Raw genomic sequence first — 12,345 nt, 5'->3', positions numbered from 1 at the left:
CCTCACAGAAAAGCGTAAGAAACCCTCGGGGGCGGCCATCGGCCGCCCTTTCCATTTTGACGCGTCTCGTCGCCCTGCGTCGGCGGTGTGCCGCAGCAACGGCGGCGCTACCCGGCCGATCGGGCCTCGATCCAGGAAAGGTAGGAGGCACTGCCGGCCGTGATCGGGAAGACGTAGATCGCCGGCTCCTCGTAGCTGTGCATCGCCCGGATCAGCGCCTCGATCCTCGGCCAGGCGGCGTCGGCGGCCTTCAGCATCACGCGTATCTCGCGGTCCTCGGCGAGCTTGCCGTCCCAGACGTAGAGGCTGTCGATCTCGTCGAGATGGGCGCAGGCGACGAGGCCCGCCTCGACGCAGGCCCGCGCGATGGCGCGTGCTTCCTCCCTCGTGGCGGTGGTGGTGCAGACGGCGATCGGCATCGTTTCGGTCTCCCGGCACGGCTTCGCCAAGTGCCTACACCACCCGCCGCCTGAAGGCCAGACGAGGGCCCGCGCCGGCGACGCATCGAGGTGGCCCCAGCCCCTTCCCGGCCTCACAGCACCTTTTCGAAGAAGAAATCCGGATAGGGATCGTCGTTGAAGCGATCGATCTCCCGCCAGCCGGTCTTCCGGTAGAGAGCGATCGCTTCCGGCAGCGCACGGTTGGTGTCGAGGCGCAGGACCCTGATCGACAGGTCGCGCGCCGTCTCTTCCGCCGCCTGCATGAGCCTGCGGGCAAGGCCGAGGCCGCGCGCGGCGGGAGCCACCCAGAGCCGCTTGATTTCGGCGTAGCCGTGGTCCGTGCCCTTCAGCCCCACGCAGCCGAGCGGCAGGCCATCGGACAGGGCGACGATGAAGGCGCCGCGCGGACGGCGCATGTCCGCGGCGTCCGGATCACGCGAGCGGGAAGCCTCGAAGCCTGTCTCGAAACGCCGGTTCAGTTCCGCGTAATATTCGCCAAGGCAGTAGCGGGCCGCGTCGTCACGCGGATCCATCTCCTGCACAAGCCAGTGCTGCCGGCCGAGGGCGGAGGCGATCAGGTCCATGGCCGCGAGCAAGACGTCCGGATCGGAATGGGAGGCCAGCAGGCGTTCCGCCCGTTCGTTGGACAGCGCCTCATAGACGCCGAATTCGCATCGCCCGGCCTCGGTCAGTTCCGCCCGGCGTCTTCGGGCATCGACCGGGTCGGGCGTGACGACGATCAGCCCTTCTTCCTCCAGCCCGCGCAGGAGACGGCTCATCAGCCCCGAATCCAGACCGAGATAGGCACGCACGGCCGCCACGTCGGCACGGCCGTGGCCGATGGCATTGAGCACGCGCGCAGCGCCGAGCGGGCGGCCTCGACCGAGAAACGAGGTGTCGAGCGCCCCGACCTGGGAGGTGACGGCCCGGCTGAAACGACGGACTCGGGAAATCGGATCAAGCATGATTTATCTGACTTAAGTCAGATAAATCGGACTGTCAATCGGGACGCAGGACCAAGCAGCCTTCAGAGGCATCCCACGGGCGGCAAGGAGGGCCGAACCGGTCACAAGGGCACGCGCCGTCGCACCGGGTCCCGCATTGCGGTCGAACGCCTCCCTCTCGGCCAGGGGAAATGCTAAACCACCCCCACCCGTTGCGCGTCGGTGGCAAAAATTGTATACGGACGCACACAATCCTCCCTTCCCCCAAGACGAGGCCCGCAGACCCATGGCGAAGATCAAGGTTGACAATCCGGTCGTCGACATCGACGGCGACGAGATGACCCGGATCATCTGGCAGTTCATCAAGGACAAGCTGATCCACCCCTATCTCGACATCGACCTGGAATACTACGACCTGTCGATCCAGGAGCGCGATCGCACCGACGACCAGGTGACGGTGGATGCTGCCAACGCGATCAGGAAGCACGGCGTCGGCGTCAAATGCGCGACCATCACGCCGGACGAGGCGCGGGTCGAGGAATTCGGCCTGAAGAAGATGTGGCGCTCGCCCAACGGCACCATCCGCAACATCCTCGGCGGCGTCATTTTCCGCGAGCCGATCATCTGCCGTAACGTGCCGCGCCTGGTGCCGGGCTGGACCCAGCCGATCATCGTTGGCCGCCACGCCTTCGGCGACCAGTACCGCGCCACCGACTTCCGCTTCCCCGGCAAGGGCAAGCTGACCATCAAGTTCGTCGGCGAGGACGGCCAGACCATCGAGCACGAGGTGTTCCAGGCGCCCGGCGCCGGCGTCGCCATGGCCATGTACAACCTCGACGATTCGATCCGCGACTTCGCCCGCGCCTCGTTCAACTACGCGCTCCAGCGCGAGGTGCCGTGCTACCTGTCGACCAAGAACACCATCCTCAAGGCCTATGACGGCCGCTTCAAGGACCTGTTCCAGGAGATCTTCGACGCTGAATTCAAGGATGCCTATGCCGACAAGAAGATCTGGTACGAGCATCGCCTGATCGACGACATGGTCGCCGCCAGCCTGAAATGGTCGGGAGGCTACGTCTGGGCCTGCAAGAACTACGACGGCGACGTGCAATCCGACATCGTCGCCCAGGGTTTCGGCTCGCTCGGGCTGATGACGAGCGTGCTGATGACGCCGGACGGCAAGACGGTGGAGGCCGAGGCCGCGCACGGCACGGTCACCCGACACTACCGCCAGCATCAGGAAGGCCACGAGACCTCGACCAACTCCATCGCCTCGATCTTCGCGTGGACGCGCGGGCTCGCCCACCGCGCCAAGCTGGACGGTAACGCCGCCCTGGCCGGCTTTGCCCGGACGCTGGAGAAGGTCTGCATCGACACCGTCGAGGCCGGTTTCATGACCAAGGACCTCGCCCTGCTGGTCGGTCCGGACCAGAAATGGCTGACCACCACCGGCTTCCTGGACAAGATCGACGACAACCTGCGCCGGGCGATGGCGGCCGAATAGCGCCTGGGAGCACGGGTCCCCCCACAAGCCGAGGCGCCCATCGGCGCCCTCGGCTTGTCGACAAACGTGTAGCCTCTCCCGTGTCATACCGGCCAAGCGTGAGCTGCGAGCCGGAACCGGAGAGCCACGGTATCGATGATGTCAATGAAGGAGACCGAGAGGGCCTCGGCTCACCGATCCCGCATCTGCACTTCGCTGCGTGCGGGAGGACGAGTTTCTTTCTTGGGGGGTGTCAGCACTCCGAGGACGCCGATCGGCGCCCTGCCTCATCCGTCGGTGGGCCTGACCTCTTCGGGGCCGTCGCCAGTCTCCGCGGCCGGCTCCGCGAACAGTTCGGGCTCAGGTTCCCCGGCTGACCCGCCCCCCTCCTCCTCGACCATGCCGGGCTGCTGCAGTTCCTCCTCGGCCAGGTCGCCGACCTCCTTGCGCCCCATCGCCGTACGCTCCCCGGCCTCCTTGAGGATGCGCCTGGCCAGGTCCGGATTGCGGTCCATCAGCCGGCGCAGGTCGTCGGCCTCCAACTCCAGCAGTTGGACGCGCGAGGACGCCCGCACGGTGGCCGCGCGGCGGCGTTCCCCGAGCAGCGCCAGTTCGCCGACGAAGCCGCCCTCGCCGAGCCGCAGGGTCTCGCCCGGCAGGATCAATTCGATCTCGCCGGAAGCGACGAAATACATCGAGGCGGCGAGGTCGCCGCGCTCGGCGATCACCTGGCCGGCGCCGACACGATGGGCGCGCAGCAGCTTGGTGACCTCTGCGATCTCGGCCGCCTTGAGATCCTCGAACAGCGGCACACGCGACACCATCGACCAGGTGACGACGAATTCGCGGCTGTGGATCTCGCGCGCGAAGGCCGAGGCGATAATGCCGACCGGTAACGCCAACATGGCGTAGCCCAGCAGCATGACGAGGCCGGCAAGCATCTTGCCGGCGACGGAAACGGGAACGACGTCGCCGTAGCCGACCGTGGTGGCGGTCGTGATCGCCCACCACATGGCATGGGGAATGGAAGCGAAGGCATCCGGCTGGACATCCCGCTCGACCAGGTACATCAGCGTCGCGGCGAACAGGATGATGCCGCCGATGATCATGAAGGATCCGATCAGCGCGCGCTGCTCCGAGGCGATGGCGGACAGCAGCGAGCGCAACGCCGGGGAGTAGCGCACCAGCTTGAAGAAGCGCGCCAGGCGCAGGATGACCACGACCGCGAAAGCGGACCCGGGCAGCACGAAGACGAGCAGCAGCGGCAGGGCAGCGAGCAGGTCGATGATCGCGGTCGGCTGCAGGACATAGCGGAGCCGGCCGCCAACCGGTCCAAACCGGCGCAGCGGCGGGTGAAGGTCGGCGACATAGAGGCGCAGGCCATATTCCAGAGCGAACACCACGCCCGTGGCAAACTGGAGGTCGGCGAGCACGTCGCCATAAACGGCTCGGATGCCGGCGACCGTCTCAAGCACCGACACGACGACATTGACGACGATCAGTCCGATCAGTCCGCGGGTCACCCAGCGGCCGGCCCGGTCGCTCTCGCGCCCGTCCTCGAGAAGCTCGTAGAGTCGCTTCTTCATCACGCCTGGCACGTTGGTTGCTCCCGCCGGCCCGCGCGGGACACCCGCACGGCGGTCCTTCATAGACCATTTCCTCCTGAATTTTCGTAAAACGAAGACAGGACGGCACCGGGTGCGGTTCGCCCGCACGGCAGGGCCGAAGCGCGCCGCGAAGGCGGCGGGCCTGCGGCGCGGCCCCGGATGCGACCGGTCTGCGGTCGCGCTCAGAGCCCGGCGAGATGCGCCTCGATCGCGGCGACCGCCGCCTCGGCCCTCGCGCCGTCCGGACCGCCCGCCTGGGCCATGTCCGGCCGGCCGCCGCCGCCACGCCCGCCGAGCGCCTCGGAGCCGAGGCGGACGAGATCGACGGCGCTGACCCGGTCGGTCAGATCCTTGCTGACGGCGGTGACGATCGCCGCCTTGCCGTCCTCTGCGACGCTGATCAGCACGACCACGCCCGAGCCGACCTGGGCCATGGTCTCGTCGGCCAGACCCTTGAGATCCTTGGGGTTGATGCCCTCGACGATGCGCGCCATCAAGCGGAGCGAACCGACCATCTTCACGACCGCGGCACCCGCCTCGCCGCCACCGCCGCCCATGGCGAGCTTCTTCTTCGCCTCTGCCAGTTCGCGTTCGAGCCGCCTGCGGTCCTCGACCAACTGGGCGACCCGCGCGGTGACGTCCGCGGCGCCGACCTTGAGCAGGCCGGCCAGTTCGCGCACGCGCGCGTCCTGCTCGTCGAGATAGGCCCGCGCGACCGGGCCGGTCAGCGCCTCGATGCGGCGCACGCCCGCAGCCACCGCCCCTTCCGTCACCAGCCGGACCAGACCGATGTCGCCGGTGCGGCGCACATGCGTGCCGCCGCACAGCTCGACCGAATAGGCCTTGCCGGCCTTGTCACCATGCAGCGCCGTGCCCATCGACACGACGCGTACCTCGTCGCCGTATTTCTCGCCGAACAGCGCCATGGCGCCACTCTCGATCGCCTCGTCGACGGCCATCAGACGCGTTTCGACGGCTGCGTTCTGCAGCACGATCTCGTTGGCATAGTCCTCGACGACCTTGAGCTCGTCCTCGCTCATCGGCTTGGGGTGGGAGAAGTCGAAGCGCAGACGCTCGGGGCTGACCAGCGAGCCCTTCTGCGCAACATGGCCGCCGAGCACCTCGCGCAGGGCCTCGTGCAGGAGATGGGTGGCCGAATGGTTGGAGCGGATCGCCGTACGCCGGTCCGGATCGACGATCATGTCGAGCGCAAGACCCACGCTCAGCGTGCCCTCCTCGACGGTGACCGCATGGACGAACAGCCCGTCGGCCTTCTTCTGGGTGTCGGTGACGCGCGCCTTGACGCCGAGGGCATGCAGGCTGCCGGTGTCGCCGACCTGACCGCCGGACTCGCCGTAGAACGGCGTCTGGTTGAAGACGGCAAAGCCGGACTGGCCGGTCGCCAGTTCGCTCACTTCCCGGCCGTCGGCGACCAGCGCCGCAACCGCGCCTTCGGCGCGCTCGGCCTCGTAGCCGAGGAATTCGGTGGCGCCGCATTTCTCCTTGAGGCCGAACCAGACCGCATCGGTCGCCGCCTCGCCCGAGCCGGCCCAGGCCGCCCGGGCCTCCGCCTTCTGGCGTTCCATGGCAGCGGCGAAGCCCGCGGTATCGACGCCGATGCCGCGCGCGCGCAGGGCGTCCTGCGTGAGGTCGAGGGGGAATCCGTAGGTGTCGTAGAGCCTGAAGGCCGTCTCGCCGTCCAGTTCGCCGCCCTCCGACAGGTCGACGGTGGCGGCGTCGAGCAGGCCGAGGCCGCGTTCCAGCGTCTTGCGGAAGCGGCCCTCTTCCAGACGCAGGGTCTCCGTGATCAGAGCCTCGGCGCGGACGAGCTCGGGATAGGCGCGGCCCATCTCGCGGATCAGCGCCGGCACCAGCCTCCACATCAGCGGCTCCTGCGCGCCGAGCAGATGGGCATGGCGCATGCCTCGGCGCATGATCCGGCGCAGGACGTAGCCGCGTCCCTCGTTGGACGGCAGCACGCCGTCGGCGATCAAGAAGCAGGACGAGCGCAGGTGGTCGGCGATGACCCGGTGGCTGGCACGCGCCGATCCGTCGGCCTCGACGCCGGTAGCGTTCACCGACGCGGAGATCAGCGCCCGGAACAGGTCGATGTCGTAGTTGTCGTGGACGCCTTGCAACACGGCGGCGATGCGCTCCAGGCCCATGCCGGTGTCGATCGACGGACGCGGCAGCGGGAGGCGCGCCTGCGGCGTCTGCTCATACTGCATGAATACGAGATTCCAGATCTCGATGAAGCGGTCGCCGTCCTCCTCGGCGCTGCCCGGAGGACCGCCCCAGATGTGCTCGCCGTGGTCGTAGAAGATCTCCGAGCACGGACCGCAGGGGCCGGTATCACCCATGGTCCAGAAGTTGTCCGAGGTCGGAATGCGGATGATGCGGTCGTCGGAGAAGCCGGCGATCTTCTTCCACAGGCCGTGCGCCTCGTCGTCCTCGGCGAACACGGTGACCAGCAGGCGGTCCTTCGCGAGGCCGAACTCCTTCGTGATCAGCGTCCAGGCGAGTTCGATCGCGCGCTCCTTGAAATAGTCGCCGAAGGAGAAGTTGCCGAGCATCTCGAAGAAGGTGTGGTGGCGCGCCGTGTAGCCGACGTTGTCGAGGTCGTTGTGCTTGCCGCCGGCACGCACCACCTTCTGCGACGTGGCGGCGCGCGCGTAGTCGCGCTTTTCCAGTCCGGTGAAGACGTTCTTGAACTGGACCATGCCGGCATTGGTGAACATCAGCGTCGGATCGTTGCGCGGAACCAGCGGGCCGGACTCCACCACCTGGTGCCCGTTCTTGGCAAAATAGTCCAGAAACGCCGATCTGATTTCGTTTACGCCGCTCATGTGGGTCTCGCTCTGATCCTGTCGTCCGCGTCTCGTCCGCAGTCGGGCCGGCGCGGGAGACGCCGCGCAGGGCGCGCGCGGGAGGGTCTCCGCGCCGGTCTGCCGTGCGCAAGGAAGTCGTTGCCTTTTAGCTTTCGGCCTCCTGAGTGTCCAGAACCCAGCGCCCCAAGCGCCCAGCAGAACAACGAAAAACGCCTCCGGAGGGGTCCGGAGGCGTGGTGCCAGGGATATCTGGAAGAGATGCCGGCCAGGTTGTCCGAAAGGGGGTGTCCGGACAGCGACATCCAGGCAGCGACGTCGAGGGGCGTCGTCAGGGCGAAGCCTTCAGTCGTCGAGCCCGGCCTCGTCGACCCCGTCCGGATCGATGATCGCGTCGGACAGCAGGCCGGCGTTCTGGCGGATTGCCAACTCGATCTCGGCGGCGATCTCCGGGTTCTCGCGCAGGAACTGCTTGGCGTTCTCGCGTCCCTGGCCGAGCCTCTGGCTGTTGTAGGAGAACCAGGCGCCAGACTTCTCGACGATGCCGGCCTTGACGCCGAGGTCGACCAACTCGCCCATCTTGGAAACGCCCTCGCCGTAGATGACGTCGAACTCAACCTGACGGAACGGCGGGGCCAGCTTGTTCTTGACCACCTTGACCCGGGTCTGGTTGCCGATCACCTCGTCGCGGTCCTTGATCGAGCCGATGCGGCGGATGTCGAGGCGCACAGAGGCGTAGAACTTGAGCGCGTTGCCGCCGGTCGTGGTTTCCGGCGAGCCGAACATGACGCCGATCTTCATGCGGATCTGGTTGATGAAGATGACCATGCAGTTAGACTTGGAAATCGAGGCGGTCAGCTTGCGCAGCGCCTGGCTCATCAGCCGCGCCTGCATGCCCGGCAGGCTGTCGCCCATCTCGCCTTCCAGTTCGGCCTTGGGCGTCAGCGCCGCGACGGAATCGATCACCAGCACCTCGATGGCGCCCGAGCGCACCAGCGTGTCGGCGATCTCCAGAGCTTGCTCGCCGGCGTCCGGCTGGGAGATCAGCAGGTCGTCGATGTTGACGCCGAGCTTGCGGGCATAGACCGGGTCGAGCGCATGCTCTGCGTCGATGAAGGCGCAGATGCCGCCGAGCTTCTGCGCCTCGGCGATGGTGTGCAGGGCGAGCGTCGTCTTGCCCGAGGATTCCGGACCGTAGATCTCGACGATGCGCCCGCGCGGCAGGCCGCCGACGCCGAGCGCGATGTCGAGCCCGAGAGAGCCGGTGGAGACGGTCTGGACCTCGACGGCCTGGCCCTGGCCCAGGCGCATGATGGAGCCCTTGCCGAAGGCCCGTTCGATCTGCGACAGCGCTGCATCCAGCGCCTTGGTCTTGTCCATCTGGCTGCTCTCTACAAGGCGAAGTGAACTTTGCGACATGGGTTCAGGCTCCTTATTCCACGATGGACCCGCCGTTTCAAACCAAGCTTTTGTACTCCATTTGTTCCAACTCGCCAAGGGAAAACAAAAAGCTGAAAAAACACGATAAAATTCATCATGTTCAGTGTATGTTCCAGCTCTTTCCGCTAAAATTTACGTAGCGGAATTTTTTTGGCCGACACGACGATCCGCCGCCGCCGGACAGAATCGGGTCCGCTTGCCGTCGCGCGCCGCCGCTGCTACATCCGCTCGTCCCTGCGAGGCCTGCCGCCATGCCGTATCCGCCCCAGCCCGCCGCCGCCTGCTTCGGCGCCATCCATGTCGACGTGATCGCGCACGCGACGCGCCCGGCCCGGCGCGAAACGTCGACGCCGGGCGTGACGGAGACGGCGCCGGGCGGCGTGGCCACCAATGTCGCGCGCACGCTGGTACGCCTCGGCATCTCCTGCGCACTGGCGGGCGCGCTCGGACGCGACGCCGACGGCGACCGCCTGGCCGCGGAACTTGCGCGCGAGGGTATCTCGCTCGGGGCCGTCCAGCGCCGCGACCTTCCGACCGGCCGCTATCTCGCCGTGCACGATCCCGACGGCAGCCTCGCCGCCGCCGTGGTCGACGCCCGCATCACCGACACCCTGGACGCCGACGCCCTCGCCCTCGATCACCCGGAAATCGCGGCGGCAGGCCTCTGGTTCGCCGAAGCGAACCTGCCCGGCGCGGTGCTCGAACGGATCGCGCTGGCGGCCGGCGACCGACATCTCGCCGCCGATGCCGTCTCCATCGCCAAGGCGCCACGGCTCGAGGCGGTTCTCGCCCGCCTCGACCTGCTGGTCCTCAACCGGGCGGAAGCGGCCGCCCTCACCGGCCTGCCGGAAGCCGTGCCGCTTTCCGACCACGGCGAGCGGCTGGCCCAACGCGGCGTGCGCGCGCTGGCCATCAGCGACGGCGCCGCGCCGCTGCACTGGCGCGACGGCACAACCCAGGGCTCGATCGCACCGCGTCCCTGCACCATCGTCGACGTCACCGGGGCGGGCGACGCCCTGATCGCCGGAACCCTGGCGGCGCTGGTCCGCGACCGGCCACTGGCACAGGCGCTGGAGACGGGCCTGCGCGCCGCCGAATGCGCCCTCGGCGGATCCGGCGCCGTGCCCTCCGGTATGACCTGGCCGGTCGTCGCCGGCATGGATCGCGATTGAACGCTGCCCCGCCGCGTGGCTATAAGCGGCACGACGAGGACACGCGAGCGGGAGAACGATCGTGACGGCTGGATCCGGTGCCGAGACAAATGCCGCCGCCGAGCTGATCGCGGCGAGCGCCGAGGTCGCGGCGGCACGCGCCGAGGACCGCCCGCTGGTGGCGCTCGAATCGACCATCATCACCCACGGCATGCCGTGGCCGAAAAACGTCGAGACCGCGCGCCAGGTCGAGGCAGACGTGCGCGCCGCCGGTGCGGTGCCGGCGACCATCGCCGTGCTCGACGGCAGGATCCGCATCGGCCTCGACGACGGCGACCTGGAGCGACTCGCGCGCGCCGAACGGGTGATGAAATGCTCGCGCGCCGATCTCGCCTATGCGGTCGCCACCGGCCGGCCCGGATCGACCACGGTCGCGGCGACCATGATGGCCGCCCATGCCGCCGGCATCACCGTCTTCGCCACCGGCGGCATCGGCGGCGTGCACAAGGGAGCGGAGCACAGCTTCGACATCTCCGCCGACCTCGACGAGCTGGCGCGCACGCCCGTCTGCGTGGTGGCGGCCGGCGCGAAGGCGCTGCTCGACCTGCCCAAGACCCTGGAGGTCCTGGAGACCCGCGGCGTGCCGGTGGTCGGCTACCGCACCGGCGAACTGCCGGCGTTCTGGTCACGCAAGAGCGGTCTCGCCGCCCCGTACCGGCTCGACAGCGCGGAGGAAATCGCCCGGCTGCTGGCGACGCGGCGGCTGTTCGGCAACCACGGCGGCGTTCTCGTCGCCAACCCGGTGCCGGAAGAGGCAGAGATCCCGCGCGCCGAGATGGCCGATTACATCGACGCGGCCCTGGCCGAGGCGGCGCGCCGGTCGATCCGCGGCAAGGACGTCACCCCCTTCGTGCTGGCGCTAATCCTCGACCTGACCGGCGGGCGCAGCCTCGAAACCAACATCGCGCTGGTGCGCAACAACGCCCGCCTGGCGGCCGAAATCGCCATCGCCGCCGCGCGGTAGCCCAGGGACGCACGATACGTCATCCGTCTGCCGCGCCGACTGTCGCGTTCCGGTGACAGGGCGGGCGGATATGGTCGGGCGGGCAGCGCGAAGCGTTGACTCCACCGGTCCGGCCTGCCCTATTTTATCCGGCTCGAAACCATGGCGCGGCCCGGTCCTGGCGGAGGCTGGTCAACCGGGAGCGGCATGCAGCAGCGGCAAGCAGGAGCGGCAACATGACGGAGACGGCCCTTACCCCCCTTCAGTACCTGGACCGGGCAGTCGGCGCGCTGCGCAACCTGGGACTGATGCCGGAGACCCAGCAGGAGGCGCCGATCAACGCGCTGCTGGAACAGATTTCCGACCTGTCGCCGGACAAGATCGCCGTCATCACCCGTACCCTCGGCCAGGCTTCGACCTTCAACGAGATCGTGCGTACCCAGATCCAGGCGATGACCATCGGCGAGCGCTACGAGGCGATCACCGAGGCCTTCAACTCGATCCGCGACGACGCCAAGGCGCTGGTCGACCAGCTCGCCGACGGCAGGATCTCGCTCATGGAAAACCTGTCCAACAGGTGGCGCGACATGCGCCGCGGCACGATCTCCGACCGTTTCGACGACATCCGCAAGACCTATGTCGATGTCGCTCGCGACACCAAGGACCAGATCGCCCGCGAGCAGACGATCCTGAACGCCTATCTCGACTACCGTGGCGCACTCAAGCAGGCCGAGGTGCTGGCGCTGGAGGTCCTGAACACCGCGACGGCAAAGCTCGACGGTGCCAAGGCGACGCTCGAGACCGCATCCAAGGCCGTCGCCGACTTCACCGGCGACGATCCCGCGGCCAAGGCGCGGCTGGAACTTGCCCGCGACGAGAAGATGCGCGCGATGCAGGAGGAGGAGAAGCGCTACCAGGTCGCCAAGGACCTCGCCGACAACCTGACCATCGGCTACAACACCTCCGAGGTGATCATGGCGCGCCTGATGCAGACGACCAGCGCCAAGGAGCGGGTCTATGCGCAGGCTGTCAGCTTCTTCTCGACCAACGAGTCCGTGCTGACCGCGCTCAACGCCTCCTTCACCGGACTGCAGGGCCTGCACGAGTCGACCGAGACGCTGAACGCCATGAAGGAGGGAGTCTCCAAGAGCCTGGAGACCCTGGCCGAAATCGGCGACGCGGTACAGGAGGCGGCGCTGAAGGCAGGCTACGGCCCGACGGTGCAGGCGGCTTCCGTGAAGATGCTGGTCGACTCCGTGGTCAATTTCCAGGTCCACTCGCGCGAGATCATCAACGAGATGCGCGAGCTGTCGACGAAGAATTCGGAGGAGATCCGTCAAGCCGTCGAGGAGGGCAAGCGCCGGTTGGCGCGGCTGGCTGCGGAAGGCAACGCTTTGCGGAGGTGATCCGCAACCGGACGGCCCGGACGGTACGGCCCGGGCGCCCGGCATC

General features: G+C 67.8%; 9 protein-coding genes and 1 pseudogene. 4 read left to right on the top strand and 6 right to left on the bottom strand.

The annotated features are described in order from the left end of the window. Positions 1 to 107: 107 nt before the first annotated feature. Both cutA and SL003B_RS07885 read right to left on the bottom strand, forming a co-directional pair. The gene (cutA, locus tag SL003B_RS07890) at positions 108 to 419 is read right to left on the bottom strand and encodes a divalent-cation tolerance protein CutA (RefSeq protein ID WP_013652310.1); all 312 of its coding nucleotides are present in this window, start codon (positions 417 to 419) and stop codon (positions 108 to 110) included. Between the two features lie 113 nt (positions 420 to 532). Further along, the gene (locus tag SL003B_RS07885) at positions 533 to 1,405 is read right to left on the bottom strand and encodes a bifunctional helix-turn-helix transcriptional regulator/GNAT family N-acetyltransferase (RefSeq protein ID WP_013652309.1); all 873 of its coding nucleotides are present in this window, start codon (positions 1,403 to 1,405) and stop codon (positions 533 to 535) included. Positions 1,406 to 1,670: 265 nt separating this feature from the next. On the opposite strand from SL003B_RS07885, the gene SL003B_RS07880 reads away from it, so the two are divergent. Continuing rightward, positions 1,671 to 2,888: an NADP-dependent isocitrate dehydrogenase gene (locus SL003B_RS07880; protein WP_013652308.1), complete on the top strand. Its 1,218-nt coding sequence runs from the start codon at positions 1,671 to 1,673 to the stop codon at positions 2,886 to 2,888. 266 nt (positions 2,889 to 3,154) lie between these two features. Here the strand turns inward: SL003B_RS07880 and SL003B_RS24105 are convergent, their stop codons facing one another. The 4 genes and pseudogenes from SL003B_RS24105 to recA form a co-directional block, all read right to left on the bottom strand. After that, positions 3,155 to 3,691 carry a cyclic nucleotide-binding domain-containing protein gene (locus tag SL003B_RS24105; RefSeq protein ID WP_422613602.1) on the bottom strand — a complete coding sequence of 179 codons (537 nt, stop codon included), beginning with the start codon at positions 3,689 to 3,691 and terminating at the stop codon, positions 3,155 to 3,157. Positions 3,692 to 3,784: 93 nt separating this feature from the next. Next, positions 3,785 to 4,453 (bottom strand): annotated as a pseudogene (locus SL003B_RS24100) (ion transporter); the annotation flags it as partial. 203 nt (positions 4,454 to 4,656) lie between these two features. Further along, positions 4,657 to 7,320, bottom strand: coding sequence for an alanine--tRNA ligase (gene alaS, locus SL003B_RS07870; RefSeq protein WP_013652306.1), 2,664 nt, complete (start codon positions 7,318 to 7,320; stop codon positions 4,657 to 4,659). A gap of 324 nt (positions 7,321 to 7,644) precedes the next feature. Next, positions 7,645 to 8,718 (bottom strand): recombinase RecA, encoded by a 1,074-nt coding sequence (recA, locus tag SL003B_RS07865; protein WP_041375434.1) that lies wholly within the window; start codon positions 8,716 to 8,718, stop codon positions 7,645 to 7,647. Between the two features lie 272 nt (positions 8,719 to 8,990). Here recA and SL003B_RS07860 point away from each other — a divergent pair, with 272 nt between their 5' ends. The 3 genes from SL003B_RS07860 (at position 8,991) to SL003B_RS07850 (ending at position 12,299) form a co-directional block, all read left to right on the top strand. Then, positions 8,991 to 9,911 carry a PfkB family carbohydrate kinase gene (locus SL003B_RS07860; protein WP_013652304.1) on the top strand — a complete coding sequence of 307 codons (921 nt, stop codon included), beginning with the start codon at positions 8,991 to 8,993 and terminating at the stop codon, positions 9,909 to 9,911. Between the two features lie 61 nt (positions 9,912 to 9,972). Further along, positions 9,973 to 10,914, top strand: a complete 942-nt coding sequence (locus SL003B_RS07855; protein WP_013652303.1) for a pseudouridine-5'-phosphate glycosidase — start codon at positions 9,973 to 9,975, stop codon at positions 10,912 to 10,914. Between the two features lie 215 nt (positions 10,915 to 11,129). Beyond that, positions 11,130 to 12,299: a hypothetical protein gene (locus SL003B_RS07850; protein WP_013652302.1), complete on the top strand. Its 1,170-nt coding sequence runs from the start codon at positions 11,130 to 11,132 to the stop codon at positions 12,297 to 12,299. Positions 12,300 to 12,345 lie beyond the last annotated feature (46 nt).

Source organism: Polymorphum gilvum SL003B-26A1, assembly GCF_000192745.1.
Taxonomy (GTDB): Bacteria; Pseudomonadota; Alphaproteobacteria; order Rhizobiales; family Stappiaceae; genus Polymorphum; species Polymorphum gilvum.
Note: the sequence above shows the minus strand (reverse complement) of the source record. Positions and strands in the feature narration are given on the sequence as shown.

Excerpts from the sequence above, each read along its gene's own strand:
- SL003B_RS07860 (WP_013652304.1), top strand. The coding sequence starts at position 8,991 with ATGCCGTATCCGCCCCAGCCCGCCGCCGCCTGCTTCGGCGCCATCCAT.
- SL003B_RS24105 (WP_422613602.1), bottom strand. The coding sequence starts at position 3,691 with ATGGTGTCGCGTGTGCCGCTGTTCGAGGATCTCAAGGCGGCCGAGATC.
- recA (WP_041375434.1), bottom strand. The coding sequence starts at position 8,718 with ATGTCGCAAAGTTCACTTCGCCTTGTAGAGAGCAGCCAGATGGACAAG.
- cutA (WP_013652310.1), bottom strand. The coding sequence starts at position 419 with ATGCCGATCGCCGTCTGCACCACCACCGCCACGAGGGAGGAAGCACGC.
- alaS (WP_013652306.1), bottom strand. The coding sequence starts at position 7,320 with ATGAGCGGCGTAAACGAAATCAGATCGGCGTTTCTGGACTATTTTGCC.
- SL003B_RS07885 (WP_013652309.1), bottom strand. The coding sequence starts at position 1,405 with ATGCTTGATCCGATTTCCCGAGTCCGTCGTTTCAGCCGGGCCGTCACC.
- SL003B_RS07850 (WP_013652302.1), top strand. The coding sequence starts at position 11,130 with ATGACGGAGACGGCCCTTACCCCCCTTCAGTACCTGGACCGGGCAGTC.
- SL003B_RS07880 (WP_013652308.1), top strand. The coding sequence starts at position 1,671 with ATGGCGAAGATCAAGGTTGACAATCCGGTCGTCGACATCGACGGCGAC.